General features: G+C 70.1%; 30 protein-coding genes. 10 read left to right on the forward strand and 20 right to left on the reverse strand.

What is annotated here, in order from left to right; translation table 11 throughout:
- Window positions 1–133 precede the first annotated feature (133 nt).
- Window positions 134–862 carry a VIT1/CCC1 transporter family protein gene (locus CCK91_RS02810; protein WP_086472764.1) on the reverse strand — a complete coding sequence of 243 codons (729 nt, stop codon included), beginning with the start codon at window positions 860–862 and terminating at the stop codon, window positions 134–136.
- Window positions 863–1,022: 160 nt separating this feature from the next.
- Between CCK91_RS02810 and nhaA the strand changes: the two genes are divergently transcribed.
- Complete coding sequence (nhaA, locus tag CCK91_RS02815) at window positions 1,023–2,324, forward strand: Na+/H+ antiporter NhaA (protein ID WP_086473135.1); 1,302 nt, start codon at window positions 1,023–1,025, stop codon at window positions 2,322–2,324.
- 99 nt (window positions 2,325–2,423) lie between these two features.
- Here nhaA and CCK91_RS02820 read toward each other — a convergent pair whose 3' ends face one another.
- The 8 genes from CCK91_RS02820 to CCK91_RS02855 all read right to left on the reverse strand — a co-directional run bounded on the left by CCK91_RS02820 (window position 2,424) and on the right by CCK91_RS02855 (window position 7,720).
- Window positions 2,424–2,813 carry a type II toxin-antitoxin system VapC family toxin gene (locus CCK91_RS02820; RefSeq protein WP_161578572.1) on the reverse strand — a complete coding sequence of 130 codons (390 nt, stop codon included), beginning with the start codon at window positions 2,811–2,813 and terminating at the stop codon, window positions 2,424–2,426.
- Window positions 2,810–3,076 (reverse strand): hypothetical protein, encoded by a 267-nt coding sequence (locus CCK91_RS02825; protein ID WP_086472766.1) that lies wholly within the window; start codon window positions 3,074–3,076, stop codon window positions 2,810–2,812. The genes CCK91_RS02820 and CCK91_RS02825 overlap by 4 nt, the downstream gene beginning before the upstream one ends.
- A 100-nt stretch (window positions 3,077–3,176) precedes the next feature.
- Window positions 3,177–3,506 (reverse strand): CHY zinc finger protein, encoded by a 330-nt coding sequence (locus CCK91_RS02830; protein ID WP_086472767.1) that lies wholly within the window; start codon window positions 3,504–3,506, stop codon window positions 3,177–3,179.
- A complete protein-coding gene (locus CCK91_RS02835; RefSeq protein ID WP_086472768.1) occupies window positions 3,503–4,099 on the reverse strand; it encodes an energy-coupling factor transporter transmembrane component T family protein in 597 nt (198 codons plus the stop codon). Before CCK91_RS02835 ends, CCK91_RS02830 begins: the two co-directional genes overlap by 4 nt.
- A gap of 4 nt (window positions 4,100–4,103) precedes the next feature.
- The gene (locus CCK91_RS02840) at window positions 4,104–4,814 is read right to left on the reverse strand and encodes an energy-coupling factor ABC transporter ATP-binding protein (RefSeq protein ID WP_086472769.1); all 711 of its coding nucleotides are present in this window, start codon (window positions 4,812–4,814) and stop codon (window positions 4,104–4,106) included.
- On the reverse strand, window positions 4,811–5,968 hold the full coding sequence (locus CCK91_RS02845; RefSeq protein WP_086472770.1) for a thiolase family protein: 1,158 nt from the start codon (window positions 5,966–5,968) through the stop codon (window positions 4,811–4,813). The genes CCK91_RS02840 and CCK91_RS02845 overlap by 4 nt, the downstream gene beginning before the upstream one ends.
- Window positions 5,961–7,118, reverse strand: coding sequence for a class I adenylate-forming enzyme family protein (locus CCK91_RS02850; RefSeq protein ID WP_086472771.1), 1,158 nt, complete (start codon window positions 7,116–7,118; stop codon window positions 5,961–5,963). The genes CCK91_RS02845 and CCK91_RS02850 overlap by 8 nt, the downstream gene beginning before the upstream one ends.
- Window positions 7,115–7,720 carry a biotin transporter BioY gene (locus CCK91_RS02855; protein WP_085511169.1) on the reverse strand — a complete coding sequence of 202 codons (606 nt, stop codon included), beginning with the start codon at window positions 7,718–7,720 and terminating at the stop codon, window positions 7,115–7,117. Before CCK91_RS02855 ends, CCK91_RS02850 begins: the two co-directional genes overlap by 4 nt.
- A gap of 94 nt (window positions 7,721–7,814) precedes the next feature.
- On the opposite strand from CCK91_RS02855, the gene CCK91_RS02860 reads away from it, so the two are divergent.
- Together CCK91_RS02860 and CCK91_RS02865 are read left to right on the forward strand one after the other, a co-directional pair.
- Window positions 7,815–8,426 (forward strand): TetR/AcrR family transcriptional regulator C-terminal domain-containing protein, encoded by a 612-nt coding sequence (locus CCK91_RS02860; protein ID WP_086473136.1) that lies wholly within the window; start codon window positions 7,815–7,817, stop codon window positions 8,424–8,426.
- Between the two features lie 125 nt (window positions 8,427–8,551).
- Entirely contained in the window at window positions 8,552–9,052 is a 501-nt protein-coding gene (locus CCK91_RS02865; protein ID WP_064295883.1) for a MarR family winged helix-turn-helix transcriptional regulator, read from the forward strand.
- Window positions 9,053–9,094: 42 nt separating this feature from the next.
- Here CCK91_RS02865 and CCK91_RS02870 read toward each other — a convergent pair whose 3' ends face one another.
- Window positions 9,095–9,943, reverse strand: coding sequence for a DNA/RNA non-specific endonuclease (locus CCK91_RS02870; protein WP_086472772.1), 849 nt, complete (start codon window positions 9,941–9,943; stop codon window positions 9,095–9,097).
- A 234-nt stretch (window positions 9,944–10,177) separates the two neighbouring features.
- Between CCK91_RS02870 and CCK91_RS02875 the strand changes: the two genes are divergently transcribed.
- The 4 genes from CCK91_RS02875 to CCK91_RS02890 all read left to right on the forward strand — a co-directional run bounded on the left by CCK91_RS02875 (window position 10,178) and on the right by CCK91_RS02890 (window position 14,598).
- Complete coding sequence (locus CCK91_RS02875; RefSeq protein WP_086472773.1) at window positions 10,178–11,479, forward strand: ABC transporter substrate-binding protein; 1,302 nt, start codon at window positions 10,178–10,180, stop codon at window positions 11,477–11,479.
- A gap of 89 nt (window positions 11,480–11,568) precedes the next feature.
- Window positions 11,569–12,633, forward strand: coding sequence for a carbohydrate ABC transporter permease (locus tag CCK91_RS02880; protein ID WP_086472774.1), 1,065 nt, complete (start codon window positions 11,569–11,571; stop codon window positions 12,631–12,633).
- The gene (locus CCK91_RS02885) at window positions 12,630–13,529 is read left to right on the forward strand and encodes a carbohydrate ABC transporter permease (protein WP_086472775.1); all 900 of its coding nucleotides are present in this window, start codon (window positions 12,630–12,632) and stop codon (window positions 13,527–13,529) included. Before CCK91_RS02880 ends, CCK91_RS02885 begins: the two co-directional genes overlap by 4 nt.
- A 94-nt stretch (window positions 13,530–13,623) precedes the next feature.
- Window positions 13,624–14,598 carry a LacI family DNA-binding transcriptional regulator gene (locus CCK91_RS02890; protein ID WP_242664214.1) on the forward strand — a complete coding sequence of 325 codons (975 nt, stop codon included), beginning with the start codon at window positions 13,624–13,626 and terminating at the stop codon, window positions 14,596–14,598.
- 44 nt (window positions 14,599–14,642) lie between these two features.
- Here CCK91_RS02890 and CCK91_RS02895 read toward each other — a convergent pair whose 3' ends face one another.
- From CCK91_RS02895 to CCK91_RS02905, 3 genes are all read right to left on the reverse strand, one after another.
- On the reverse strand, window positions 14,643–15,647 hold the full coding sequence (locus CCK91_RS02895; RefSeq protein WP_086472777.1) for a zinc-dependent alcohol dehydrogenase: 1,005 nt from the start codon (window positions 15,645–15,647) through the stop codon (window positions 14,643–14,645).
- A gap of 287 nt (window positions 15,648–15,934) precedes the next feature.
- Window positions 15,935–17,407 carry a serine hydrolase domain-containing protein gene (locus tag CCK91_RS02900; RefSeq protein WP_086472778.1) on the reverse strand — a complete coding sequence of 491 codons (1,473 nt, stop codon included), beginning with the start codon at window positions 17,405–17,407 and terminating at the stop codon, window positions 15,935–15,937.
- A gap of 43 nt (window positions 17,408–17,450) precedes the next feature.
- Window positions 17,451–17,735 carry a MerR family transcriptional regulator gene (locus tag CCK91_RS02905; RefSeq protein WP_086472779.1) on the reverse strand — a complete coding sequence of 95 codons (285 nt, stop codon included), beginning with the start codon at window positions 17,733–17,735 and terminating at the stop codon, window positions 17,451–17,453.
- Between the two features lie 160 nt (window positions 17,736–17,895).
- On the opposite strand from CCK91_RS02905, the gene CCK91_RS02910 reads away from it, so the two are divergent.
- Both CCK91_RS02910 and CCK91_RS02915 read left to right on the forward strand, forming a co-directional pair.
- The gene (locus tag CCK91_RS02910) at window positions 17,896–18,321 is read left to right on the forward strand and encodes an Hsp20/alpha crystallin family protein (RefSeq protein ID WP_071261327.1); all 426 of its coding nucleotides are present in this window, start codon (window positions 17,896–17,898) and stop codon (window positions 18,319–18,321) included.
- 155 nt (window positions 18,322–18,476) lie between these two features.
- The gene (locus tag CCK91_RS02915; RefSeq protein ID WP_133059916.1) at window positions 18,477–18,803 is read left to right on the forward strand and encodes a hypothetical protein; all 327 of its coding nucleotides are present in this window, start codon (window positions 18,477–18,479) and stop codon (window positions 18,801–18,803) included.
- 12 nt (window positions 18,804–18,815) lie between these two features.
- On the opposite strand, the gene CCK91_RS02920 is transcribed toward CCK91_RS02915, so the two are convergent.
- Genes CCK91_RS02920 through CCK91_RS02935 form a run of 4 tightly spaced genes read right to left on the reverse strand, consistent with a single transcriptional unit; the run spans window position 18,816 to window position 21,631 of the window.
- A complete protein-coding gene (locus tag CCK91_RS02920) occupies window positions 18,816–19,778 on the reverse strand; it encodes a hypothetical protein (RefSeq protein WP_086472781.1) in 963 nt (320 codons plus the stop codon).
- Window positions 19,779–19,798: 20 nt separating this feature from the next.
- Window positions 19,799–20,554 carry an enhanced serine sensitivity protein SseB C-terminal domain-containing protein gene (locus CCK91_RS02925; RefSeq protein WP_086472782.1) on the reverse strand — a complete coding sequence of 252 codons (756 nt, stop codon included), beginning with the start codon at window positions 20,552–20,554 and terminating at the stop codon, window positions 19,799–19,801.
- A 40-nt stretch (window positions 20,555–20,594) separates the two neighbouring features.
- The gene (locus CCK91_RS02930) at window positions 20,595–21,287 is read right to left on the reverse strand and encodes a cation diffusion facilitator family transporter (RefSeq protein ID WP_086472783.1); all 693 of its coding nucleotides are present in this window, start codon (window positions 21,285–21,287) and stop codon (window positions 20,595–20,597) included.
- Entirely contained in the window at window positions 21,284–21,631 is a 348-nt protein-coding gene (locus CCK91_RS02935; protein WP_086472784.1) for an ArsR/SmtB family transcription factor, read from the reverse strand. Before CCK91_RS02935 ends, CCK91_RS02930 begins: the two co-directional genes overlap by 4 nt.
- 200 nt (window positions 21,632–21,831) lie before the next feature.
- Between CCK91_RS02935 and CCK91_RS02940 the strand changes: the two genes are divergently transcribed.
- Window positions 21,832–22,395, forward strand: a complete 564-nt coding sequence (locus CCK91_RS02940) for a manganese efflux pump MntP (RefSeq protein ID WP_086472785.1) — start codon at window positions 21,832–21,834, stop codon at window positions 22,393–22,395.
- Between the two features lie 7 nt (window positions 22,396–22,402).
- On the opposite strand, the gene CCK91_RS02945 is transcribed toward CCK91_RS02940, so the two are convergent.
- The 3 genes from CCK91_RS02945 to CCK91_RS02955 all read right to left on the reverse strand — a co-directional run bounded on the left by CCK91_RS02945 (window position 22,403) and on the right by CCK91_RS02955 (window position 25,819).
- Entirely contained in the window at window positions 22,403–23,845 is a 1,443-nt protein-coding gene (locus tag CCK91_RS02945; protein ID WP_086472786.1) for a sugar porter family MFS transporter, read from the reverse strand.
- Between the two features lie 64 nt (window positions 23,846–23,909).
- Window positions 23,910–24,587, reverse strand: coding sequence for a response regulator (locus CCK91_RS02950; protein ID WP_086472787.1), 678 nt, complete (start codon window positions 24,585–24,587; stop codon window positions 23,910–23,912).
- Window positions 24,584–25,819, reverse strand: a complete 1,236-nt coding sequence (locus tag CCK91_RS02955; RefSeq protein ID WP_165766969.1) for a sensor histidine kinase — start codon at window positions 25,817–25,819, stop codon at window positions 24,584–24,586. The genes CCK91_RS02950 and CCK91_RS02955 overlap by 4 nt, the downstream gene beginning before the upstream one ends.
- Window positions 25,820–25,866 lie beyond the last annotated feature (47 nt).

Here is a 25,866-nt window from a genome sequence, read left to right on the forward strand (position 1 = left end):
GACGCCCTTCACTTCTACACCCGGGAGCTCCACGTCCGGGCGGGGCTCCAGCAGACTCCCAGAGAACTCCCCGGACCGCACTGCGCCAGGGCACCCATCGTCGGTTCGTCCTCGACAGCCTGCACCCTGGCCATCAGACCGCGCCGCTCGTGCCGAGCAGGGTGCCGATCGCGAAGGTGACGGCGAGGGCGAGCGCTCCACCGACCACGACCCGGACGGTCGGGCGGAGCGCGGGGTTGCCGCCGATCCTCGCGCTCGTGAAGCCGGTGAGCGCCAGCGCGATGAGCACGACGACGAAGGTGATCGGGACGCGCACCTCGGGTGGCGGCAGCAGGATCGCGAGCAGGGGGAGCAGCGCTCCGATCGTGAAGGCGAGCGCCGATGCGCCGGCGGCCGCCCATGGGCTGACGACGGCGTCCTCGGTGATGCCGAGTTCGGCCTCGAGGTGTGCCGTGAGCGGATCGTGTGCGGTCAGCTCCTCGGCGACCCGCCTCGCGGTCGTCGGCTGGAGCCCCTTCGCCTCGTAGATCCCGGCGAGTTCCGCGAGCTCCGCCTCGGGGTCGTCAAAGAGCTCCCGCCGCTCCTTCGCGATGAGGGCCCGCTGACTGTCCCGCTGGCTGCTCACCGACACGTACTCGCCGAGGGCCATGGAGATCGCACCACCGACGAGCCCCGCGACACCCGCTGCGAGGAGCGGGGCGCTGTCGGTCGTGGCACCGGCGACACCGACGACGAGGGACGCGACGGAGACGATGCCGTCGTTCGCGCCGAGCACACCCGCACGGAGCCAGTTCAAGCGGCCCGCGAGGTCACCGCGGTGCGGTTCGTCCGGGTGGCCGCCGGTCGGTGGAGAGGAGCTCATGGATGCATCCAAGCACTGCGCAGGCCGCCTGCGCACGGTTCCCGGCAGATCCCCCACCCGATCGCCTAGAATGGACGCTGGTGCGCCGGGAAGTCTGGTCGGCGGGCGATCGATCGAGATCGCTCTGCTGCTCGACCGAACCCTCACCCGAAGGATCCGCATGCCCGACGCGCACCGCTCCCACGACCTGCCGGCCGACCAGGCCCCGCACTCGATCTGGCGTGGCATCCACCAGACGCTCCAACAGGACACCGTCGGTGGTGCCCTCCTCGTCGTCGCCACCGCACTCGCGCTCGTGCTCGCCAACACCGGCGCCTCCGAGTTCTACCTGAGCGTCCGGGACTTCACCTTCGGTCCGGAGGCGCTCCATCTGAACCTCTCCGTCGGTGCCTGGGCGGCCGACGGGCTCCTCGCGATCTTCTTCTTCGTCGTCGGTCTGGAACTCAAGGAGGAGTTCGTCGCCGGGAAGCTCCGGAACCCCAAGACCGCGGTGCTCCCCATCGCCGCTGCGGTCGGCGGAGTGGCCGTGCCCGCCGTCATCTACGTCCTCGTGAACCTGAGCGCCGGGCCCGACGCGCTGCAGGGATGGGCGATCCCGGCCGCCACGGACATCGCGTTCGCCGTCGCCGTGATCGCGGTGGTGGGCACGTTCCTGCCGCCGGCGCTGCGGACCTTCCTGCTCACGCTCGCCGTGGTGGACGACCTCATCGCCATCAGCATCATCGCGATCTTCTACACCGACCACATCGAGTTCCTGCCGCTGGCGCTCGCCGCGGTGCCGCTCGCCATCTTCGCCGTGCTCGTCCAGCGTGGCGTCCGGGCCTGGTGGGTGCTCATCCCGCTCGGTCTGTGCACCTGGGCGCTCATCCATGCCTCCGGTATCCATGCGACCGTCGCCGGCGTGCTGCTCGGCTTCATGGTGCCCGTCTTCTCGACCAAGCGCGCCCGCGTCCAGGTGGGGACCACCGCCGAGGGGCGCCCGGTCTACGACGGCCTCGCGGCGCACTTCGCCGATCGCTGGAGCGTCGTCTCCACGGCGGTCGCCGTCCCGATCTTCGCCTTCTTCTCCGCGGGCGTGGTCATCGGCGGGATCTCCGGGCTCGTCGAGTCATTCCAGGACACCATCGCGCTCGGGATCATCGCCGGGCTCGTCCTCGGCAAGCCGATCGGCATCCTGGTGACGACGTTCCTCGTCACCCGACTGCCCGGCCTCGGCCTCGACCCGTCGATCCGCTGGGTCGACCTCGTCGGCATGGCGTTCGTCGCGGGCATCGGGTTCACGGTGTCGCTGCTCGTCGGTGAACTGTCCTTCGGTGTCGGCAGCGAGTCCGACGACCACGTCAAGGTCGGTGTGCTCGCCGGCTCGCTCATCGCCGCCGCTATCGGTGCCGCGATCCTCGCCGCCCGCAACCGCGTCTACCGGCGGGCGGTCACGGCTGGATCCGAGCAAGCGCCGAGGTAGGTGCGGGCATCCGATCAGAGCCCTGCAGGGTGGTACCGCATCGTGTGGGAGTGGCTTCCGGAAGAGTGTGGCTGGAGCGCCTCGCGCAGCGCTGCGGTGTCACGACCCGAGATCAGGGATCAGGCGGCCGGCGCGGCTCGCGATGCCGGCCAATTGACGGTCGAAGGTCGCGAGGGAGACATCGTACTTCTCTGCCGTGGCGAGAACGCACGTATCGGGCATCTTCAGCCCCCACTGTGCTCGCAGTCGGGCCAGGGCGAGCGGTTCGTCGGAGCCGAGTTCGGCCACCTCGACGCCAATGCCTCTCAGGTCGTGCCAAACCTGATCCTCGATATTGCGTTTCGCGGGCCCCACGAGGATCTCGGCAGCGGTGAGTGGGTGAACGAGGTAGCCGGTGGGGTGTTCTTCGAGCAGGGCGACAGCGGCGCCGTGGTGAGCATCCGACCCATCGAGGAAACCGATCAGAACGCCCGCATCGAGGACGATCACTCGGCCCAGCCTTCGCGGACCTGATCCAAGTAGTCGGCTTCATACAGTCCGGTGTACCTGCCCGCTGTGTCGAGGATGCGCGCGCGACGGCGCTCCGCGGTGGACTGCTCGCCGGCTTCAAGCGCCTTCGCCCCTGCCTCCAAGAGGTTCAACAGCAAGGCGCTCTCACGATCCTCGTTCGGCCAGTGCATCCGAGCGACCTCGAGTGCGTGTTTCACCTGCGGCGTGTGGGTGAGGTTCGTGCGAGCGTGCTTCGTGGGCATAATTCAGTGTAACACTGCGCGTTTCGGTGTAACACCGAATTCTGCCGACCGCGCGATTCCCGAGCGTGCACCGTGGGCTCGATGCAGTGAGCGTCTACGGTCACGGCTGGAAGTAGTACGCCGAGTGCAGGCGGCAGCCCGGATTGAACCGGGCGTCGCAGTTCGGGCAGGCGTCGACCTCCAGGTAGCGGTCGATCGTCAGTTCCGTCGAGCACACGCCGCACAGGATCGCCTCGCGGTCGCGCTGCTCGCGAGGCCACTGCTCGGCCGGGTGGTCGGCGCACTCCGCGTGGCACAGGTGGCACGGGTAGTACTCGCCGCAGCAGGCGAAGCGGATCGCGATGACGTCGAGCGCGGTCGCGTAGTGGACGCAGCGCGTCTCGTCGTCGACCGTCTTCCCGAGGACGCGCACGGTGTCGCCGCCGCTCACCGGACGCCCCGGGCGGTGAGGGCCTCACCGAGCTCGTCGGCGTGCTTCAGCGACACCACGAGGAACGGCACGACGAAGGTCACCAGGTTCGACCCGGCCCCACGCGCCCGCTGCGCCTCCCGGACGCTCGTGGCCAAGCGGGCGAGGACCGGCACCGTGTTGATCGCGACGGCGAGCATCAGGGCGATGCGGGAGGGGTCGACACCGAAGCGACCCAGGGGCTGGAGCACGCGCTCGAAGGCGTCGAGCAGGTCGGCGACGCGCGTGCTCAGCACGAGGAGCGCCGCGAGCAGGATGGCGGCGACGATCCGGGAGGTGTTCGACACCGCGGACTCGACGTCGAGGAACAGCAGTTGGCCGGCCACCGTGATCGTGATGATCCAGCGGATGAGCAGGAGCTGCCGTCCCAGCTCGCCGAGGCCGAGGCCCGAGACGAGGTAGGCGAGGACGGTCACGGTGGTGGCGATGCCCGCGGTCCACCAACTCGTCGGCAGGAGCGAGATCGCGAGCACCACGATGAGGATGCCGAGCGCCTTCGGGCCGGCCGGCGCGCGGTGGAGCCAGCCGGAGCCAGGGCGGTAGAGGGTGATCACGCCGTCACGACCGCAGGCTCGCGCGGTAGGCCGCGATCACCTCGTCGGGACCACCCTGCGCGACGACCCGCCCACCGTCGAAGAGCAGCGCGGTGTCGCAGCGGGCGGCGAGTTCCAGGTCGTGGGTGACGAGGAGGAGCTGATGGCCTGCCTCGGGGTGCAGGAGGTGGTCGGCGACGGCGGCGCTGTTGCGGGCGTCGAGGTAGGCGGTGGGTTCATCGGCGATGAGCAGTGCCGGCCGACGGATCACGGCCCCGCAGAGCGCCAGCAGCTGCTTCTGGCCACCGGAGAGTTCGTAGGCGGACCGGTCGGCGAGGGCCGTCAGGCCGAACTCGTCGAGCGCATCGGCGACCTGCGCGGCGATGTCGGCCTTCGACGCCTTCGTGCCGCGGAGGGAGAACGCGACGTCCTCCGCCACCGTGGGCATGACGATCTGTGCGTCCGGGTTGCTGAACACGATGCTGACGAGTCGTCGAAGGGTCGCCGTGTCCTTGGCTGCATCGACCCCGTGGACCTGGACACTGCCGGCGGTCGCTCGCGTGAGGCCGCCGACAAGCCGGGCGAAGGTGGACTTGCCAGAGCCGTTCGCGCCGATGACCGCGATGCGCGCGTCGTCGAGGTGGAGCGTCACGTCGTCGAGTGCGACGGTGTCGCCGAGACGTGCGGTGACGCGGTCGAGACGGATGGCGGATGACTGGTCGATGTCCCCGATCATCGCACGACCTCGAACACCGCGGCGACGCCGAGACCGCCGCCGACCGACGCTGCCGCCACCCCGATCGTGCCCGCTGGAGCCCCGCCGCGCACGAGCCGCGAGAACAGGCGGACCACGGCGACCGCACCGCTCGCGCCCCACGGATGACCGAGCGCGAGGGCGCCACCGTCGGCGCAGAGACGCTCGTCGTCCTCGGCGACACCGAGTCGGTCGAGCACGGCGAGCGTCTGGGCCGCGAACGCCTCCACGATCTCGAACGCGGCGACCTGCGCGAGGTCCACGCCGGCCCGATCGAGGGCGTCGAGGATCGCCGGCGCGGCCCCGATCCCCGGGAGCGCCGGGTCGCAGCCGACGACGGCGTGCGCCCGGACGGCGAGACCGGGCGTCGTACTCCCGCGGGCGGCTCCGCCGGGTCCGCCGGGCACGACGAGCACGGCGGCGGCACCGTCGCTCACCCGGCAGGTGTTACCGGCGGTGAGGGAGCCGTCGGTGAAGAGCGGCGTGAACCGGGGGAGGAGCCGCTCGATCCCGCCGCGCGGCGCCTCGTCGTGCTCCGCCGCGCCGACCAACGGGACGAGCTCGTCGGTGAACCGCCCGGCGGCGACGGCGCTCGCCGCACGGTGCGTGCTCCGCGCCGCGTAGGCGTCCTGGCGTTCGCGGGAGATCCCGTCGTGCTCGGCGAGGTCCTCGGCGGCGCGGGTCATGTCGGGGTCGTGCCAACCCGCCGGTGCGAACGGAGCGCGTGCGTAGGCGACGCCGTCGACGGAACGAGTCGGCGCGGTCGACGCGCTCTCGACCCCGCCGGCGATCCGTGGCCGATGGTCGCCGGCGCTGATCGCCATGGACGCCTCGATGATCGCCGCGAGGCCGCTGCCGCACTGCCGATCGACGGTGAGCCCTGGAACGTCGAAGCCGAGGCCGGCACCGAGTGCGGCGACGCGGGCCGGGTTGCCGCCAGGCCCCATGCAGTTGCCGAGGACGACGTCCGCGACCACCGGCGGCAGGCCCAGCACGTGCGTCGCATCGTCGTGCACGGCGCGGACGACGGGGACCGCCAGCTGCTCGACCGTGAGTGCGGCGAGGGCGCGCCCGCGCGTCGCGATCGGCGTCCGGCGGGCCGCGACGATGCGCGGGAGGGTAGGCGACTCAGTCAAGGGACGCCACCGTCCCTGCCGCGAGTCGGTCGGCGAGCTCCGCGCGGGCGGCTTTGCCGGTGACGGTGCGGGGCAGCTCGTCGACGACGAACCAGCGTCGGGGCCGATGGGTCGGCGGCAACAGCGGTGCGAGGGCGTCGCGGAGCATCGCGCGGGTCGGACGCGCGCCCGGGTGCAGTTCCAGTACGGCCGTCACGAGCGATCCGACCCCGGCGTTCGGCAGGCCGAGCACGACGGCGTCGTCCACCTCGTCGAGTCGGCGCAGGGCCTCCTCGACGTCGGCTGGGATGACGGTCGCCGCGGCCGTGAGGATCGCGTCGTCGGATCGGCCGAAGAGCGTGACGATCCCGTCATCGATCCGTGCGCGGTCGCCGACGGTGGACCAGGCGCCGTCGCGTCGGAGCGGTCCCGAGCCCCCGAGGTACCCGGTCGCGACGAACGGCGATCGGACCCAGAGGACGTCGTCGTCCCGCACCTCGAGCTCGACGCCGGGGAACGCGCGGAGGCCCGGTCGATCCGGATCGACACCGTCGTCGACCGCCACGAAGGAGAGCTCGGCGGCTCCGTAGTAGGACACGACACGGATGCCGAGGTCCTCCGCTCTCGCGCGGAGTCCGGAGTCGAGTGCGGCGCCTCCGATCAACGCCACCCGCAGGCGGGGTGGCACCTCGCCGTCGAGCAGCGCCCGGAGGCCGTTCGGGGTCCCGTGGAACCGGGTCGCGTCACGGGCGTCGTCGGGGGTGAGTGCATGGGTGGTCGGGAGGGCGAGCGAGCAACCGACGGCGGCCGCATGGGCGATCGAGAACAGCGACAGCGACGACGCGGGCGGCGACGACAGTGCCAGGAGATCGTCCGGACCGAGGTCGAGCAGCGTGCCCACGGCCGGGAAGGAGTCCGCCCACGACGCGGCGGTCCTGAGCACGATGCGCGGCCCGCCCGTGGTGCCGGAGGTCAGCGTCGCCCACCCCTGGCCAGGCTGTGGACCGGCCGCGGTGCTGCGGTCGCGGACGGAACGCCAGTACGACTCGCTCCACCGGTCGTCGCCGATCAGTGGCACGCCGCCGGCCGCCCGCACCTCGAGCGCCCGACGGACGAGGTCGGTCGGCGCCCCGCCGCGCAGCGGGACGAGGTGCCCTGGACGCACGGTCATCCGATCCGGGCGGGCTCGCCGGGGCGCGTGGAGCCGGCGCCGGCCGCGTTGCGGAACGCGCGCGGGTAGGCGCGGGCGAGCGTCATCGTGATGACCGTCGCGAGCACGACCTTCACGAGGTCGCCGGGCACGAAGACGAGGCTCTGCAGGGCGGTCTCGCCGAGTGGCAGGCGGGTGACGAGCGACTGCACCGGGATGCCGAACGCGTAGATGACGCCGATGCCGCCGACGAAGACGCCGAGCGCGGTGCGCCACCAGCGCAGCCGACGCCCGCCGGCGTGCACGATGAGCCCGATCACGAAGACGCCGACGATCCAGCCGAGGAGATATCCGGCACTCGGCCCGACGAAGACGCCGATCCCGCCGCGACCGCCGGACAGGAGGGGCAGGCCGATGGCGACGAGGGCCAACAGCACGAGCATGGACAGCATGCCGCGCCACGGGCCGAGGATCGCGCCGGCGAGCATGACGCCGAGGGTCTGCGCCGTGATGGGCACCGCGCCGAGCACGGAGAACGCGCCGGGCAGGCCCAGGGCGGCCACGATGGCGGCGAACACGGCGATGCGTGCGATGTCGGTCGCGTCGATCCGGAGTCTGCTCATGCTGGGTCCTTCGTCGGGATGGTCGGCTCGCCTGGGGCGGGTGGATCGCACCTGAACGGTGTTCACCTGAACAGCGTTCACTATAGTGGTGCTCATGTCCGGTCCCGAAACAGTGCGTCGCCATCGGCGCGACGATGTGACTCAGGTGGCGCTTCGGATCCTCGACGATCACGGCCTGGCCGACCTCACGATGCGCCGCCTCGCCGCGTCGCTCGACGTCCAGCCGAGCGCGCTGTACTGGCACTTCGAGAACAAGCAGACCCTCATCGCCGAGCTCGCCGACCGGATCGTCGACGCTCACCTGGCACCGGTCGACGCCGTGTCCGAGGCAGGTTCCGACTGGCGCGAGCGGACGCGCGTGGAGGCGGAGGCGCTGCGTGACGCCCTCCTCGCCTATCGCGACGGCGCCGAGGTGGTGTCGAGCACCTACGCGCTCGGGCTCGGTTCCGGACGTGCGCTCACCCGGCTGACGGACGCGGTGTCGGTGGCCGGGTTCGACGAGGCGACGAGTCGACGTGCGGGCACGGTGCTGCTCCACTTCATCCTCGGGCACGTGTCGCACGAGCAGCAACGGATGCAGTACGACAGTGTCGGTGTGCTGGCCGACGGTGCGACGGATCCACTCGGCCAGGAGGACCAGGCACAGGCGTTCGCCTTCGGGGTCGGTCTGCTCGTCGACGGCCTGGCGGCGCTCTCCGTCCGCTGACGGCTCTGGTTCCACTGACCGCTCTGGGTCCGCCGATAGCACAGCGCGGAGGGAACCGCCCACCGTCTGGATCGGTGGCGGCCCACGGTAGCGTTGGTGCAGGCAGGACGTGAGGGAGGCAGGCGATGGCGAAGGGTGATGACGACGACGTCGACATCGTCATCGACGCCTGGGCGAACGCGCTGCCCGACGTGGACTTCGCGCCGCTCGACGTGGTGTCCCGCCTCCGCCGGCTCGTGCCGCACCTGCAGGAGGTCCGACGCCTGTCGTTCGCCGCGAGCAACCTGCGGCCGTGGGAGTTCGAGTTCCTCTCCATCCTCCGCCAGCACGGAGCGGACGGTCTGACGCCGTCCATGCTCGCAACGCGGTTGGGCATCACGAGCGGCAATCTCGCGAGTCAGCTCGATCGTCTGGCCGCACGCTCGCTCGTCGCCCGACAGAAGAACGAGGCCGACGGTCGGAGCAAGATCGTCGTCCTCACGACCCTCGGTCAGCAGCGGGTCGACGAGGCGATGCGCCGGCTGGTCGATGACGAGAACGCGATGCTCGCCGGGCTCAGCCATGAGCAGGTGGCTGTGCTCATCGAGAGCCTCCGGGTCATCGGCGCGGCGCTCGAGCGTCGGTAGGGCGCGAGGGGCCGGACGACAGGCTCAGGAACCGGACCCGCTTCAGAACCGCAGGTCGGACGGGCCGCTCAGCTCGATCCAGGTGTCGGTGTCGGGACGCACCGTCGCGGGAGCCGGCTCGAGGACGTCGGCGGAGGCGAGGGCGCCGAAGTCGAGACCGGTGATGCTCGCGAGGTCGAGGATCGGCAGCTGGTAGGTCCGGAACGGGCCGAGTGGGGGCACGGCGGTGGCGTCTTGCGTGTCGTCGATCGCACTGGGCCGGTCGAGATCGAGGTCGTCGAGCTGCGCCGACTGGTCGAGGAGGTAGCCGCTCGCCGCGAGCGCTCCGCCATTCGACCACGCCGCCACCTTCCAGAACCGCCGCGGGATCTGCGCGCCTCGATAGAGCGGGTCCGTGTCGGCGAACACCGGACCGGTGAAGACCGACAACCGTCGCCGTCCGGCCGAGGCGTACTCGAGGACGAGGTCCTCCAGGCCGTTCCAGAGCTCGAGTGACTGGTTGAAGTCCGCAGCCTGCGGGGCAGCGTTCGTGTAGCAGAAGGTGTCGACGTTGGCCTGCCGGGCGATCTCGACGGGCCCCCAGACCGGGTCCCTCCGCCGCACGAGGTGGCCGCGGTCGAGGTCGTTACGCGCGTAGAGTTCCGGGCCGGCCTGCTCCTCGACCGGGATGCGGTCGTCGAGGTGCCAGTCGTCGCCGCGCCCGAGGTCGAGGAGGGCGGCGCCGTCGATGTCGACCCCGGTCGCGGCTGCCAGGCGGCGGTCGGGGTCGAGGAGCACGGTGAAGTGCGTGTAGTCGAGACGGCGGAGGCGCGCCAGCTCGGCGGGGTCGGCCGGTGCCGGGAACGGCAGCTGGTCGGCGAGGTCGAGGAAGCCTGAATCGAAGCCGGTCATGGCAATGAGTCGATCATGAATCCGATCGAATCGGAACGGGGACCCGCCCGAGGGCCACGACGTCACCGACCGTTCACGATCATGCACCCGTTCCGCAACAAATGAGAGCGCTCTCTTGACCTCGTCCAATCCAGCGCTTAGTGTGTCCTGCATGCCCGTGGGAACGTTCCCACGGCGTCGCGCCGCGGATCCCGGATGGGTGGCCGGCCGACACCGAAGCGCACACACAAAGGAGTGACTGTGAACAGCAAACGCCGCGGCATCACCGCCGCATCCATCGCGGGGGCATCGATCCTCGCCGTCCTGGCCTCGGGGTGCAGTTCCCCCGCCGGCGGTGGCGGAGACGAGAAGATCACCCTCTCGGTCACCACGTTCGGCACCATGGGCGTCGACGCCAACTACGAGAAGTACATGGAGGAGCACCCCAACATCACCATCGAGGCCACCAACCTGGAGGGTGGTGGAGCAGCGCGTGACGACGCCTACGCCAAGATCGCCGCCGGAACCGGCCTCAGCGACGTCGTGGCCATCGAGGAGGGCTGGCTCGGAACCATCTCCGAGGTCAGCGACTCCTTCGTCGACCTCCGTGACTACGGCATCGAGGACGTCAAGGACACCTGGCTGGACTGGAAGTACGAGCAGGGCACGGACGCCGACGGTCGCGTGATCGGCGCCGGTCTCGACATCGGACCGCAGGGCATCTGCTACCGCGGTGACCTGTTCGCGGCAGCCGGTCTGCCGAGCGAGCGTAGCGAGGTCGCCGCGTACTTCGGCGGGGAGGACGCGACCTGGGACCGCTTCTTCGAGGTCGGTGAGGAGTACGTCGGTGCCACCGGGAAGGCGTTCTATCACAGCCCCCGGTTCTTCTGGAACTCCTTCGTGAACCAGCAGGAGGAGGGTTACTACAAGGCCGACGGCGAGACCCTGAACATCGAGGGCAACGACGTGCTGAAGGAGCAGTTCGCGAAGATCGTCGAGGCCGAACAGGCCGGGCTCGGTGCCGGTCTTCCCGGCTGGGACGTCGGCCCGGAGGCCAAGGAGGGCAAGTTCGCGACCTACATGTGCCCGAGCTGGATGCTCGGCATCGTGCAGGGCTACTACGACGAGGGCACGACCGACAGCGGTTGGGACTTCGCCGACGTGATGCCCGGCGGCGCTGCCAACTGGGGCGGTGCGTTCCTCGGCGTCGCCGAGAACTCCGAGCACAAGGAGGAGGCGGCCGAGCTCGCCCTCTGGCTCGCATCCCCTGAGGCGCAGGCCGCATCGTTCGAACTCGCCGGTCCGTTCCCGAGCACGCTCGACGGCCAGGAGCTCGTGAAGGACTCCACCAACCCGTTCTTCAACGACGCACCGGTGGGCGAGATCTTCGCCGCGCGGTCGGAGGGGGTCGTGGCTCAGGTGAAGGGTCCTGAGGACTCCAACATCCAGGACAACGTGTTCGGTCCGATCCTCGACCGGGTGAGCCAGGGCGAGATCACCGACGGTGACACCGCCTGGAACGAGGCGCTCAAGCTGCTCGACCAGCTCGTCGGCTGACCTCCTCTCCGACGCAGCTCGCCGGGGCGTCCGTTCGCACGCGGACGCCCCGGCACCCCTCCCGCTCCCTCTCCCGGATTGGCAGAGCCATGACCAGCACCGCAACCGTCCGCCGGCCACCTGCCGCGTTGACGTTCAGACAGAAGCTGAACCGCTTCGACTACCGCGCCTCGCCGTACCTGTACATCGCGCCGTTCTTCATCCTCTTCGCCCTCATCGGGATCTTCCCGATCGTCTACACCTTCAACGTGTCGCTGTACGAGTGGCATCTGCTGAAAGGACAGGGCGACTTCGTCGGACTCGACAACTACGTCTCCGTCCTCTCGGACCCGTTCTTCTGGAACGCGTTCGGCAACACGATCAGCATCTTCCTGCTCTCGGCGGTGCCGCAGCTCGTCATCGCGACGCTGATCGCCGCCCTCCTCGACCAGACGCTCCGCGGACGCACGTTCTGGCGCATGAGCATCCTGCTGCCGTACATCGTGGCGCCGGTCGCCGTCGCGGTCATCTTCCTGCAGATCTTCAACCAGTACCACGGACCGGTCGCCGGCCTCCTCGAGCTCTTCGGGCTCGACCCGATCCGGTGGGCGTTCGACGTCTTCCCCTCGCACGTCGCCATCGCGAGCATGGTGAATTGGCGGTGGACCGGCTACAACGCCCTCATCCTCCTCGCAGCGATGCAGGCGATCCCACGGGACGTCTACGAGTCCGCCGCGCTGGACGGCGCGAACAAGCTCCGACGGTTCTGGTCGATCACGATCCCGATGATCCGCCCGACGCTCATCTTCGTCGTCATCACCTCGACGATCGGCGGGCTGCAGATCTTCACAGAACCGAAGCTGTTCGACCCCCGGAGCAACGGCGGATCCGACCGGCAGTTCCAGACGATCGTCCTGTACCTGTACGAGCTCGCCTTCCCGAGGCGGGACTTCGGTCGAGCCTCCGCCACCGCCTGGATCCTGTTCCTCGTGATCATCCTCGCGGGCCTGATCAACTTCGCGATCACCAGGGCCATCCGGACGAACGACGCACGTCCGGTGCGGATCCCGAAGGTGCGCGACGCACTCATCACGACGCGGTCCGCCACCACCAGCCCGGCCCGCTCGCGTTCGAAGACCACGAGCACCACCGACCAGCGAGGCGGACGAGCATGAGCACCCTGATGGAACGCACGCGGACCGAACCGACCGCGACCCAGGAGGCCCCGCGATACCGCAAGGGCAAGGACCACGAGCGGCCGGGCATCCTCACCTACGCCATCCTGATCGCGTTCTTCGCCATCTCGGCGTTCCCGTTGTGGTGGTCGTTCGTCATCTCGAGTCGGCAGTCCTCCGACACGAACCTCGTGCCGCCCGCCGTCCTCCCCGGCCCGAACTTCCTCGGCAATGCGGCGAAGGTGTTCGAGACCGCCCCGTTCCTGCAGGCGCTCGCGAACAGCGTCATCATCTCGGGCGCGATCACGGTCTCGGTGGTGTTCTTCTCGACCCTCGCCGGCTACTCCTTCGCGAAGCTGAAGTTCCGGGCCAGCAACGGGCTGCTGCTCGCGGTGATCGCCACGATGGCCATCCCCACGCAGCTGGGCATCATCCCGTTGTTCATGCTCATGGCAGAGTGGGAGTGGGTGGGGACGCTCCAGGCCGTGATCCTGCCGGGGCTCGTGACCGCGTTCGGCGTGTTCTTCATGCGCCAGTACCTCGTCGACGTCATCCCCGACGAGCTCATCGAGGCCGCGCGTGTGGACGGCGCGTCGATGTGGGGCACCTTCTGGCATGTCGCGCTGCCGGCCGCCCGACCGGCGATGGCCGTCCTAGCGCTCTTCACCTTCATGGCCGCGTGGACCGACTTCCTCTGGCCGCTCCTCGTCCTCGGTCCGCGGAATCCGAGTGTGCAGACGGCCCTCGCGGCTCTCAGTGCGAGCGGCGGACAGACCCCGGACCACTCGCTCGTGCTCGCTGGCGCGGTGCTCTCGGTGATCCCACTGCTGATCCTCTTCGTCCTCGCCGGGAAGCAGCTCGTGGCGGGCATCATGCAGGGCGCGGTCAAGGGATGACGCCTGCGCCGCATACAGTGTCTTCACACCGGCACGACTGAGGAGACACACCATCGACACCGAGACGGACTCCACCGTCCCCACGCTCATCGCGGTGGCAGCGCTCGCGGGGGTCTCCAAGTCCACCGCCTCCCGCGTCATCAACGGGTCCTCCCAGGTGACGCCGGAGGCGGTGGCGTCCGTGACCGCCGCCGTCGAGCAGCTGCACTACGTCCCGAACCGCGCGGCACGCAGCCTCGTGCGTCGGCGTGCGCAGACGATCGCGATGGTCATCCCGCAGCGCACCGCCGAGTTCTTCGCCGACCCCTACTTCGCCGAGGTCATCCAGGGTGCTGCGATGTACGCGTCGTCGACCGACTACACGCTGACCCTGCTGATCGAATCCGACGTCGACCCGGACAAGACTCGTCGGTTCCTCACCGGCGGCAACGTGGACGGCGCGCTCGTCCTCTCGCATCACACGAGCATGCAGGCGTACGCGAAGCTGTCGGCCTCGCTCCCGGTCGTGTTCGGGGTGCGGGCGCTCGAGGAGACGACGCCACCTGGACATGTCGTCGACGTCGACAATGTGGAGGCGGGCGCCCTGGCGACCCGGCGTCTGGTGGAGGCCGGTCGAACCCGCATCGCCACGATCACCGGCCCGCTCGGCACGGCGGCCGGTATCGACCGCCGTGCCGGGTGGCGGCGCGCCCTCCTCGAGGCGGGACTCGAGCCTGGGCCGGAGGAGGAGGGCGACTTCACGCCGACGAGCGGCGCGCGGGCGATGGAGCGGCTCCTCGCAGACGGCCGGCAGGTCGATGCGGTGTTCGCGGCGTCGGCGCAGATGGCGACGGGCGCGCTCGGCGTGCTCCGCGACCGCGGGATCCCGGTGCCGACGCGGATCGCCATGACCTCGGTCGACAACAACGTCTTCGCGGTCGACGCCTATCCGGCGCTGACGACGGTCGATCTGCGCACGGCTGAGAAGGGGGCGTTGCTCGTGCAGACGCTGCACCGGCTCATCGCCGGTGAGGACGTCCCCGAGATGACGACGATCCCGTGCGAACTGGTGGGGCGCGCCTCGGTGTGAGCTGGCGGAGCGCACCTCGGTGTGCATCCCGCTCCACCACCCGCTCAGAAGCGGATCTGCGTCTTCGGTCCGGAGCCGGCCGCGCGGGGGAGCCCCTCGGCGAGCACCCGCGGCACGTCCTCGAGGGTGATCACGGAGCCGATCAATCGTCGGACCGTGTCGCCCATGGAGGCGAACCGTCGCGCCGCCTCATCGATGCAATCTGATCCGCCGAGCACCGCGTGGAGTGTGGCGTCGAGGGCGATCAGCCTGCCTGACGGCAGCCCCACGTCCCCGCCGGGCACGCCGAGGAGTGCGATGCGGACGCCGGCGGTGGCGTTGTCGAGGAGGCGACGGGTGAACTCGGGTGCGCCCGTCGCCTCGATGATCACGTCGAAGCGCTCGTCGCCGAGGTCGGCCGGATCGCGCGTGGCCAGGCCGAAGTCCGCGGCGAACCGCCGATCGGACTCACGGCGGGCCACGACGGTGACGGACGCCCCGGAATCCGCAGCGAACAGCGCGGCGAACATGCCGAGCGTGCCGGCGCCCCAGACGAGTACGCGGTCGCCGGGCCCCACTGCCGTGAGTCGGACGCCACGGAGTGAGCAGGAGGCGGGTTCGACCATCGCCCCGAGGGGCGCGTCGACGCCGGCCGGGAGGCGATGGACCGCGCGCTCGGGGACGACGAGGAGTTCTGCGAGGGCCCCCTCCAGTTGCCCGAGGACGCCGAGTTCGAGGTGATCGGGGCAGAGATGGTGGCGGCCGGTTGCGCAAAGCGTGCAGACGCCGCACCCGATGAAGGTGTCACCGGTGACGAGGTCGCCCGGTGTAGTCGAGGTGACACCCTCGCCCACCGAGACCACCCGACCGGCCCACTCGTGGCCGGGTTGGAGCGGCAGGGTGGTGCGGCCGTCGGCGAGGTACGGCATGGTGCCTCGGAAGAGCGCGACATCCGTGCCGCAGAGCCCGGCGCGTTCGATGCGGATGAGGACCTCACCGGGACCGGCCTGTGGATCCGGTCGGTCGACGACCGCGGCTTCATCCGGTGCGGTGATGCGTACGGCTCTCATGCGGTCTCCTCGTCGTGACGGCGCTGGTCAGAGCGTAGTGGGAAGGCGCGTCCGGGCTGAAGTGCAACAGCCGCCGTCGACCTGCATGCGGAAGGACGAGGTGTCCTCGTGGGCACTTCGACAGGCTCAGTGACCGGGAGAGGTTCACCGGAGACGTTCCGGTCCCTGAGCTTGTCGAAGGGTAGCTCGGTTGGGGCGCCTCGGTGGCCGGGAGAGGTTCACCGGAGACGTTCCGGTCCCTGAGCACGCTCCGGTCCCTGAGCACGCTCCGGTCCCCGAGCCTCAGCTCACCAGGACGACTTGCCTCCGCCTGCGACGACCGCGCTCGGCCGCTGCACCTCGGTGAGACGGGAGGTCCGGAGCGGCGTCGTCTCCCACCAGGCGTCGAAGGTGCCGGCCGCCGGGTCGATCTCGACGTGCATGCGGTGGGGTGTCTCGATGAAGATCGCGTCGACGCGGAGGGCCCGCGCTCCGTCCTCGTCGCCGGTGCCCCAGGCGGAACTCGCAACGATCGGTCCGTGCGTCCGCCATGCACCGACGCCGGGGACGAGCTCCACCCGGTCGTCGCCCTCGTGCACGACCAGCACGACAACGTCACCCTCGCCCGCCGTCACCTCGAGCGCCGTCAGCTGTGCCAGGCCGGTATCGGCTGCGGCAGCGAACGTCCGTCCGACGAGCTCGCGCAGCGACGCTGCCGCGCCGGACTCGTCCGACGCGTCGAGCGGCGGCAGGGCGAGCCCCGCCAGGCGTTCGAGCAACGCCTGATCGGCGGTTGTGCTCGCGCCGCGCTCCGCGTCGGAGGTCTCGCCGGTCCCGAAGGCCGGCAACAGGTGCTCCCACGCGGCGTTCAGCACGGCCTGCATGTCGAGACTCTGCCCGGTGATCGCCAGGACGACCTCGTGCTCCGGCAGGACGACGCAGTACTGACCGTAAGCGCCGTCGCCACGGAACCCGTGCCGAGCCATCCAGAACTGGAACCCGTAACCCTGCGCCCAGTCCGACTCCGGGTCGTCGCCGTTCGCGATGTGCGATCGCGTCACCTCGGCGACCCATTCGGCCGGCAGCAGCTGTCGACCCTCCCACTCGCCGCCCTGCAGGTAGAGCTGACCGAGCGCGGCGATCGCTTCCGTCGTCGCGTGCAGGCCGCTGTACCCGAGCTCGAAGCCCTCGTCGTCCTGCTGCCAGTCGAACTCGCCGATGCCCAGTGGCTCGAGCAACCGCGGTCGCAGGTAGTCGGTGAGCGTACCGCCCGTGACGCGCTGGACGATCGCCGCGGCCGTGTAGGTGCAGGGCTGGTTGTACGCGAAGACGGTTCCCGGGTCCTCGTCGGGTGGGAGGAGTAGGAAGCCGCGGACGAGGTTCGTCGGATCGATCGCAGCAGCCCGCATGATCGTCTCCTCGCGGTGGCCGCTCGCCATCGCGAGCACGTGGCGCACCCGCATGGCGCGGCTGCGGGGGTCGGTGATCTCGGCGTCGAGCTCCGGGAAGTGGCTGATGACCGTGTCGTCGAGTCCGAGCAGGCCCTCCTCGACGGCGAGGCCGACGGCGGTCGAGGTGAAGCTCTTGCTCAGCGAGTACAGCAGGTGCACCCGCTCAGCCGAGTACGGCGCCCACCAGCCCTCGGCGACGACGTTCCCGCCGCGCAGGAGCATCAGGCTGTGCGGTTCGACGTTCGGTGTGTGCTCGAGGGCGGTGATGAACGCCTCGATCCCGGCGGGGTCGACGTGCTGGGCGGACGGAGTGCTTCGCTGCAGGCTCATCCCTCCATGCTGCCATCTGCCGGCGGCCGGATCGACCCGACGCTCAGTCCTGGTCGGCGTCGAGCTGGTCGCGGAGTCCCCGGTTGATGTCCTCGAGATCGAGCACGCGAGCGATGCCGGCGAGGTTGACGCCGTCGTCGCGGAGGTCGGTGACGCGCTTGAGTCGCTCGATGTCGTCCTCGCTGTAGCGACGGGTGCCGCCCTCGGTCCGGGACGGGGTGAGGAGGCCTTTGCTCTCGAAGAGCCGCAGCGACGCCTCCGGGACGCCGGCGAGCTGGGCCGCGACGGCGATGCCGTACACGGGTGTCGCGCCGTCACGATCGGCCATGCTTGAGATTTCCTTTGAACGGGTTGCAACGGATCAGGTTTCGGATGTATAATAAATCTACACCAAGAAGTGCAGATCCGAACCCCCGGATTTGTGACTTCCGGGCACCGACAATCGATGAGCCCGATCCGTCATCGGGCGACAGGGAAGGAGAACACCCATGGCAATGACCCTCGATCCCATCAGCCAGCTCGACCGCTTCGCGGCCTCCGTACTGGACTCCGTGCGCGCACCCCGGCCCATGCCGGTGGACCTCTTCCGTGACGGCGACCGGTACATGATGGTCGCCGACCTCCCCGGCATCGACCCCGGATCCATCGACGTCGACGTCGACGGTGGTCAGCTCACCATCCGTGCCCAGCGCACGGCCGACAGCCGCGAGGGTGTCCGCTGGCTCGCACGTGAGCGCGGTGGCGGCCACTTCCTGCGGCAGTTCACCCTCGGCGAGGGAGTCGACCTCGACGGCATCACCGCGTCCTACGACAGCGGTGTGCTCTCCGTGATCATCCCGGTGAGCGAGCGTGCGAAGCCGCGGAAGATCACCGTCGACTCCACGACCGACCACCCGCAGTCGATCAACGCCTGACCCGGGATCGACACTGACCCGGGATCGACACTGACCCGGGATCGACACTGACCCGGGATCCACACTCGTCCGAATCGAACGAACCGAACGCCCCGCCCACGATCCGTGGGTGGGGCGTTCGCCCGTGTGCGACCGGCGGTCGGCATACTGGGGGCATGTCCCGCCTCCAACGGATCCTCGTAGCGTCTGCCCTGCTCGTGATCGCTGCGCTCGGCCTGTTGGTCGCGGCGACGCAGACCACGATGATCTGGTACCAGGCTCCGGGCGCTGACGGCATCGCGACGGAGCAGGTCGCGGTGTTCGAGCCGGCGGTGGTCGGCACCGTGGTCGCCGCGGTGGCGGTGCTGGTGCTCCTGGTCCACCTGATCCTCGTGATCCGCCGTGCCGTGCCTCGGATGCAGTGGGTCGTCGCCATCGCGCTCACCGTCGTCGCCGTGATCGCCGCGGTCCTCGTGTCCATCGCGGACCGGCCGGTGTTCTAGCGCACGTCGACCTCAGCCGGGCAGCTCGGCCAGCAGGGCCTGAGTCGTCTCCTCGCTCGCCCCGGGGGCCTGCAGACGCACCCAGTCGTCGCCACGTCGAGCGTGCGCCGAGTGCTCGCTCCCGGCCGCATCCACGGCGCCGACCGGACTGTCCTCGCGGAACACCCACGCGCCTCCAGGGAGCACCGTGAACCGGACGAGCTCGCGGGAGTCCGCGGACAGCAGTCGGCAGTCGAGTCCGCCGACCCGCTGGAGCGAGTCCTGCACGAGGTGGTAGCTCGGTGTCGCGGTGCTCACGTAGCTCGCGCCGGTGGCGGCCGCACCGAGGTGTGCCGCCGCGGTGTCCACCGGCAACGCCGTGGCGCACGAGCGCGAGGTGGGCGCCGACGACGACGTGGGCGTGGCGGGCGCCGGAGCCGGGGCTGCCGCAAGCGCTGCCCGAGCCAGTTCCTCCGTGCGCGTCCCAGCCGGGTCGTCGACCCCTGACGCGTCGACCTCGATGAACCGCTCGCCGTCGAGGGCGTGGACGGAGCAGGCGCCGTCCGAGCACATCGTCCCGTTGATCTCGCCGACGCTCGCGCTCCAGTCGGTGTGCTCGTACCAGTGGTTGAAGGTGGCCCAGTGGTCGACGCCGTCTCCGACCAGTCGGACGGTCAGTGAGGTGCCGACAGCTTCGTCGGCCCAGGCGCAGACGGTCCCGCCGTCCTGCAGGACCGGGGCGTCGTCGATGGTGAGCGGTCGCGGTGCGGCTGCGGCGCCCAGGAAGGATGCGACCTCCGCGTCGGGGACGAGCGCGTCGCAGGCGAGCCCCGGGAAGGCGGCCGTCGGCGGAGGTGGGAGCGCCGCTGATGAAGTCGGTGCGGATCCGGCCGGAGTCTCGGTGGGCGCCCCCGACAGCGGCGCGCTACACGCGGTGAGGACGCCCAGCAGCGCGGCGATCGTGAGGACGCGTGCGCCACGTGCGATCGCGGGCACCGTTCGACTCAGCCCACTGCTCATCGTCGCCGGAACAGTCCTCGCTTGCGGCGGTGGAACGGCGGGACACCACTCAGGAGATGCTTCGCGCCCGGCGCCGCGTACATGACGTCGATCGGCACGCTCGCCGAGTACGTCGCGAGGGCTCGTGCGAGCGGACCGCTGATCGTCTCGCGTGCGGTCCCGGCTCCGACGATGACGAGGAGGTAGCACTCGTCGAACGTGCCGCCCTCCTGCGGGGTGACCTTCCAGCCCAGCACCGCCTCGTCGACCTCGCTGTAGTCCGCGAGGACCGCCGTCAGCGTCTCGGTCATCCCCGGTGGGACGCGAGCCGGCTCTCCCACCATGACCTCGGTCTCGCGCTCGACCACGCGTGGGGTGAGCACCGCCTCGCCGTCGAGCAGCTGGGCGATCTCGCCCGGGAGGAACTCCTTGCCGTGCGTGGAATGCGGGTTCAGGACCAGCCTTGCACCTCGGGTCATCTGCCACAGGACGCGGCAGGGGAGGGCGAGGAGGTGCTGTTCGAACGACGGGACGACCTGGAGCGTCTCCTGGAAGCGGGCCTTCGAGGTGTAGAACGGCTGCACTGAGCTGCCGTCCGAGTCGAGGAGGTCCGCCAGGGTCGCCAGGCCGTCGTCGGTCACGGTCCCCGCCACGATCACGGTGCTCTCGAGGAGCGCCGTCAGGAACGCGGGCGCGTTCGAGCGGTCGTTCGCGGCTGCGGCGAGGAGGGCTTCGATCTCGGGAGCGTCGGGTGCGTCGTCGGCGGCAGGCATGCCAGCAGCGTATCCCGGCCATGTGGGAAGGTGCGCGTGCTCAGCAGCAGTCGCAGGTGTCCGTGTTCTCCGAGGTGAGCGATGAGACCGGCCGCTTGCATGCGTCTCCACGCCAGGCTTCGACGCCCTCACGGACTGCGAAGCCGGCGATGACGAGGGCGGCGACGGCGTCCGCCCAGGCCCAGCCGAGGGTGCTGTTGAGGACCAGCCCGATGAGGACCGCGGCCGACAGGTAGGAGCAGATGAGCGTCTGCTTCGAGTCCGCGACGGCGGAGGCGGATCCGAGTTCCTTGCCGGTCCGGCGTTCGAACAGCGAGAACGCCGGCATGAGCACGACGCTGACCGCCGCGAGGACGATGCCGACGGTCGAGTGCTGGACCTCGGCGAATCCGAGTAGCGAGCGGGCGGCGTCGACGCTCACGAACGCGGCGAGGCCGAAGAACGACAGGGCGATCACCCGGAGGGCGATCCGTTCTCGGCGATGGGGATCAGGGCTCGAGAACTGCCACGCGACCGCGGCGGCGGACAGGACCTCGACGATCGAGTCGAGACCGAAGCCGACGAGGGCCGCCGATGAGGCGACGGTCCCGGCGGACAGGGCGATGACGGCCTCGACGACGTTGTAGGCGATGGTCGCCGCGACGATCCAGCGGATGCGGCGCTGCAGCGTCGCGCGTCTGGCGGGGCTCGGCTGGGCTCGGAGACGAGGGCTCGGCAGGCCGACGGTGCTCATGCGCAGGTACAGCCCTCACCCGAGCAGCAGGCGGGATCGACGACCAGGACGAGCCGGAGGAGGTCGTCGAGCGCCGGCGCCAGGTGGCTGTCCGCCAGGCGGTACCAGGTGTTGCGTCCTTCCTTGACGCCTTCGACGAGGCCGCAGCCGCGGAGACAGGCGAGCTGGTTCGACATGACCTGTCGGGAGACGCCGAGTGCGTCCGCGAGGTCGGAGGGGAAGGCCGGTGCCTCGCGCAGGGCCAGGAGGATCCGGGCCCGGGTCTCGTCCGACAGGGCGTGCCCCAGCCTCGCGAGCGCGGCGGTGTGCGTCAGGGTCGCGGTCGGTGTCATGGTGTCGGTCATGTGAACGACAGTACAGCAAACGCTGTATCGATCAAGCCTCGCGGTCGCCCGAACAGCCGCGTTAGGTGAGGCGAAACGCTGGCAATCGGGCGTCTCGGCTTGCCGCCGCCGCACCGCGCTGGCAACGTTGACGGGTCCTCGCGGCACGGCGCCCGAACGCATCTCCGCGTCCAGGACGCATCACAGGAAGATCTCGCGACATGACGTTCTGGCCGCTGCTCCTCATCGCGCTCGGCGTCTCCGCCGACGCCTTCGCCGTCGCCCTCACCAAGGGCCTGCACATGCGGCGGTTCAACGTGCGTCACGCGCTCGTGATCGCCGGCACTTTCGGACTGTTCCAAGCGGTCATGCCGCTCATCGGCTGGTTCCTCGGCACGCAGTTCGCGCGGTACATCACGGAGGTCGACCACTGGGTCGCCTTCGGCCTGCTCGCCCTCGTCGGCGGCAAGATGCTCTGGGAGGCGTTCTCGAGCCACGAGGACACCGAAGTCGACTCCGACCGCATCGACGTCCGGCGACTCCTCATCCTCGCGCTCGCCACGAGCATCGACGCGCTCGCCATCGGCATCACGCTCGCGTTCCTGCCCGGCTCGATCCTCGAAGCCGTCATCCTCATCGGACTGACGACGTTCGTGCTCGCCTTCCTGGGCGTCTTCATCGGCCGTCGCGTCGGTCAGCGCTTCGGCAAGCCGGCGGAGATCGCCGGTGGAGTCATCCTCATCCTCATCGGTACCAAGATCCTCATCGACCACCTCACCGGCTAGTCGGAGGTCAGCGCTTCCGGGTGAAGATCGCGCCGGTCGACACGTCCTCACCGAGCGCCTCGAGGCTCCGCCCACGCGTCTCGGGTACCTGGGTGGCGACGAACAGGAGCGCGAGCGCGCCGACACCCGCGAACAGGAAGAAGGTCCCGGTGATGCCGAGGCCGTCGACCAGGGACGGGAAGTACAGCGCCAGGAACCCGTTGGCGACCCAGAGCATGAAGATCGAGACGCCCATGCCGAGGCCGCGCATCTGGAGCGGGAAGACCTCGGCGAGGTAGACCCAGACCGCCACGTTGAGGAACGTCTGCATGGAGCCGACGAACACCACCACGAGGAAGAGGATGACCCAGGGACGCATCGGGTCGCCCGGCTCGAGCACCATCGACGAGAAGCCGATGAGGAGATGGCACGCGGTCGTGAGCGAGAAGCCGATGACGAACGTCTTACGCCGGTCGAGTCGGTCCATGTAGGTGAGGGCGATGAAGCCACCGACGACGGCGATGATGCCGGGCGCGATGTTGGCGATGAGCGCGGCGCTCTCGTTGAAGCCCGACTCCACGAGCACGGTCTGCCCGTAGTACATGATCGAGTTGATCCCCGTGAGCTGCTGGGCGATCCCGACGCCGACACCGACGAGCAGGATGCGCACGAGCCACGGGTTGCGGAGGACGGCCCCGAGCCCGATCCGGTGTTCGTGGCGCTGCGCGGTGATGGACGCCTCCACCTCCGCGAGTTCGGCGACGGCGCGGTCGTCGGAGCGGACGGTCCGCAGGACGTCCAGCGCGTCCTCCCGGCGACCGTGGTCGACCAGCCAGCGCGGCGACTCGGGCATCCGCAGCATGCCGACGAACAACGCGACCGCCGGGAGGGCGCAGACGGCGAACATGATGCGCCACACGCTCGTGTGCTCGCTGAACACGGTGCCGATGACCGCGTTGATCACGAACGCCGACAACTGTCCGAGGACGATCGCGACCTCGTTCCGGCCGGTGATCGACCCTCGGATCTCGTACGGAGCGAGCTCCGCCAGGTAGACCGGGACGACAGCCGAGGCACCGCCGACGGCCAGACCGAGGAGGACGCGACCGGCGACGAGGAACTCGACGTTCGGCGAGCAGACGACCACGAGCGTCCCGACGAAGAAGAGCACCGCCAGCACGATGATGCTGCGCCGCCGGCCCCACGCGTCCGACACCCGACCGCCGAGCAGGGCGCCGACGGCGGCCGCGAAGACGAGCGAGCTCGTGACGACGCCCTCGGTGATGGGTGTGAGCCCGAGCTCCGCGGTCATCGGACGCAGCGCACCGTTGATCACGCCGGTGTCGTAGCCGAAGAGCAACCCGCCGAAACAGGCGACGATCGAGATCAGGCCGAGGTGGCGGCGGTGCGGCCCGGGCGTGAGGGCCGGCAGCGTGCTCGCCGACTGTCGGGCTGTGGGGGATCCGGCCATCGTGTTTCCTCGTCTGCTGGGCCAGCGCGCCGAACGGCGTCGTGGACAGGACGACAGTACCGGTTCAGTCGTCGGCGCCCGGCCGCAGCAAGCCGCTCTCGTACGCGAGGATGACGAGCTGGGCGCGGTCGTGGGCGGCGACCTTCGTCATGATGCGGTTCACGTGGGTCTTCGAGGTGTGCGGTGAGATGACGAGGTCGTCGGCGATCTGCTGGTTCGACCGTCCGCGGGCCACGAGGAGCAGCACCTCGAGCTCCCGCTCGGTGAGCAGCGCCAGCTCGGCGGGGACCGGGCGTGGACTCGTCGGCTCGTCCGCAGCGACGACGTACTTCGTGATGAGACTCCGGGTCGCCGCGGGGGAGAGGAGTGCGTCGCCGGCGTGCACCGCTCGCACGGCGCGGACGATCTCCTCGGGTTCCGAGCCCTTGCCGATGAAGCCGCTCGCGCCGGCGCGCAGGGTGGCGATGAGGTTCTCGTCCTCCTCGAACGTGGTGAGGATGAGGACCCGGGTGTCCGCGAGGTCGGGGTCGGCGCAGATCGCGGCGGTCGCACTGATGCCGTCGAGGACAGGCATGCGGATGTCCATGAGTACGACGTCCGGTCGCAACTCGCGGGCGAGCGACACCGCCTGCGCGCCGTCGACGGCTTCGCCCACGACCTCGAGGTCGGCCTCGGACGAGAGGATGTCGGCGACGGCCTGGCGGATGAGTGACTGGTCGTCGACGACAAGCACGGTGGTCATGCGGGGGACTCCTCGGGGTTCATCGTGTCTGCCTGCCTCGGCTCGCCGGTGGGGAGGGTCGCAGACAGCCGCCAGCCGCCCGGGGTCGCGCCGACGTCGACGGTCCCGCGGACGGCCGCGACGCGCTCACGGATGCCGAGGAGTCCGTGCCCGGTGGTCGGCGCCGCGTCGGCCGGCTCACGCGGGACGCCTGGTGCCGTCGGATTGCTCACGCTGACGATGATCCTCCCGTCGCCGCCTTCCACGAGCACGTGCGCCCGACGCTCCGGACCGTGCTTCAGTGCGTTCGTCAGCCCCTCCTGGACGACGCGGTAGGCGACCGTGTCCGTGGCGGTCGAGAGCTTCGGTGCGTCGGGGTCGATCCGTGTCGTGATGTCGAGGCCTGCGGTGGTGAACTCGGCGATCAACGCGTCGAGTCGGTCGAGTCCCGGCTGCGGCAGCGTTCCGCGGGAGCCTGCGCCAGCGTCCCCGCCGTCGCTGCGCAGGACCTCGAGCAGGTCACCGATCTCGCCGAGCACCGTCCGCGACGCCCGGCGGATCGAGACGAGCGCCTCCTTCGCCTTCTCCGGTCGCGACTCCAGGGAGCTCGACGCCACCCCGGCGTTCAGACTGATCACCGAGATCTGATGGGCGACGGTGTCATGGAGGTCGCGCGCGATCCGGAGACGCTCCTCCGTCACCCGACGCCTCGCCTCGGCCTCGCGGGTCTGTTCGGCCCGTTCCGCGCGTTCGGTGATCGCCAAAATGTACGCGCGGCGCGAGCGCGTCCCGTCACCGGCCGCCGCGGCGAAGGCGATCATCACCGCGAACTGGACCGTCCGCGGATCGAAGCTGCCGATCGACGCGAGCAAGCTGAGGAGGGCGACCGCGACCATCGTCGCGACGGCCGTGATGAGGGTCGTCCGCCGCGCAGAGCGCACGGCCACCCCGAACATCGCGATCGCGGCCGCGATCACGACACCGGGAGCGAGGGTCCCCGTGATCGCCGCCGCACCGTAACAGGCGATGACGGCAGCGAGCACCGGGATGGGCCAGCGTCGACGGAGCGGGAGCAGGAGCGCGGGCGCGACGACCAGGGCGACGACGAGCGGGCTCCCCGGCCGGAACTCCGCATTGGGGAACGGGATGAACGCCGAGGCGATGATGAGGACCGCGGCGACCACATCGCCCACCCACACCGGAGGTCGCGGATGCGGATCGCGCGCCCGGTGATCCTGCGTCGCGGAGGTCATGGGCCCAGTCTGCCGGGAACCGGCGCCCGGCGACTCCTCCGCACGCG

The sequence above is a fragment of the Plantibacter elymi (nom. nud.) genome (assembly GCF_900177795.1).
Taxonomy (GTDB): Bacteria; Actinomycetota; Actinomycetes; order Actinomycetales; family Microbacteriaceae; genus Plantibacter; species Plantibacter elymi.

Excerpts from the sequence above, each read along its gene's own strand:
- CCK91_RS02810 (WP_086472764.1), bottom strand. The coding sequence starts at position 862 with ATGAGCTCCTCTCCACCGACCGGCGGCCACCCGGACGAACCGCACCGC.
- nhaA (WP_086473135.1), top strand. The coding sequence starts at position 1,023 with ATGCCCGACGCGCACCGCTCCCACGACCTGCCGGCCGACCAGGCCCCG.
- CCK91_RS02825 (WP_086472766.1), bottom strand. The coding sequence starts at position 3,076 with ATGCCCACGAAGCACGCTCGCACGAACCTCACCCACACGCCGCAGGTG.
- CCK91_RS02840 (WP_086472769.1), bottom strand. The coding sequence starts at position 4,814 with ATGATCGGGGACATCGACCAGTCATCCGCCATCCGTCTCGACCGCGTC.
- CCK91_RS02850 (WP_086472771.1), bottom strand. The coding sequence starts at position 7,118 with ATGACCGTGCGTCCAGGGCACCTCGTCCCGCTGCGCGGCGGGGCGCCG.
- CCK91_RS02855 (WP_085511169.1), bottom strand. The coding sequence starts at position 7,720 with ATGAGCAGACTCCGGATCGACGCGACCGACATCGCACGCATCGCCGTG.
- CCK91_RS02860 (WP_086473136.1), top strand. The coding sequence starts at position 7,815 with ATGTCCGGTCCCGAAACAGTGCGTCGCCATCGGCGCGACGATGTGACT.
- CCK91_RS02865 (WP_064295883.1), top strand. The coding sequence starts at position 8,552 with ATGGCGAAGGGTGATGACGACGACGTCGACATCGTCATCGACGCCTGG.
- CCK91_RS02870 (WP_086472772.1), bottom strand. The coding sequence starts at position 9,943 with ATGACCGGCTTCGATTCAGGCTTCCTCGACCTCGCCGACCAGCTGCCG.
- CCK91_RS02880 (WP_086472774.1), top strand. The coding sequence starts at position 11,569 with ATGACCAGCACCGCAACCGTCCGCCGGCCACCTGCCGCGTTGACGTTC.
- CCK91_RS02885 (WP_086472775.1), top strand. The coding sequence starts at position 12,630 with ATGAGCACCCTGATGGAACGCACGCGGACCGAACCGACCGCGACCCAG.
- CCK91_RS02895 (WP_086472777.1), bottom strand. The coding sequence starts at position 15,647 with ATGAGAGCCGTACGCATCACCGCACCGGATGAAGCCGCGGTCGTCGAC.
- CCK91_RS02900 (WP_086472778.1), bottom strand. The coding sequence starts at position 17,407 with ATGAGCCTGCAGCGAAGCACTCCGTCCGCCCAGCACGTCGACCCCGCC.
- CCK91_RS02905 (WP_086472779.1), bottom strand. The coding sequence starts at position 17,735 with ATGGCCGATCGTGACGGCGCGACACCCGTGTACGGCATCGCCGTCGCG.
- CCK91_RS02910 (WP_071261327.1), top strand. The coding sequence starts at position 17,896 with ATGGCAATGACCCTCGATCCCATCAGCCAGCTCGACCGCTTCGCGGCC.
- CCK91_RS02915 (WP_133059916.1), top strand. The coding sequence starts at position 18,477 with ATGTCCCGCCTCCAACGGATCCTCGTAGCGTCTGCCCTGCTCGTGATC.
- CCK91_RS02925 (WP_086472782.1), bottom strand. The coding sequence starts at position 20,554 with ATGCCTGCCGCCGACGACGCACCCGACGCTCCCGAGATCGAAGCCCTC.
- CCK91_RS02930 (WP_086472783.1), bottom strand. The coding sequence starts at position 21,287 with ATGAGCACCGTCGGCCTGCCGAGCCCTCGTCTCCGAGCCCAGCCGAGC.
- CCK91_RS02935 (WP_086472784.1), bottom strand. The coding sequence starts at position 21,631 with ATGACCGACACCATGACACCGACCGCGACCCTGACGCACACCGCCGCG.
- CCK91_RS02940 (WP_086472785.1), top strand. The coding sequence starts at position 21,832 with ATGACGTTCTGGCCGCTGCTCCTCATCGCGCTCGGCGTCTCCGCCGAC.
- CCK91_RS02945 (WP_086472786.1), bottom strand. The coding sequence starts at position 23,845 with ATGGCCGGATCCCCCACAGCCCGACAGTCGGCGAGCACGCTGCCGGCC.
- CCK91_RS02950 (WP_086472787.1), bottom strand. The coding sequence starts at position 24,587 with ATGACCACCGTGCTTGTCGTCGACGACCAGTCACTCATCCGCCAGGCC.
- CCK91_RS02955 (WP_165766969.1), bottom strand. The coding sequence starts at position 25,819 with ATGACCTCCGCGACGCAGGATCACCGGGCGCGCGATCCGCATCCGCGA.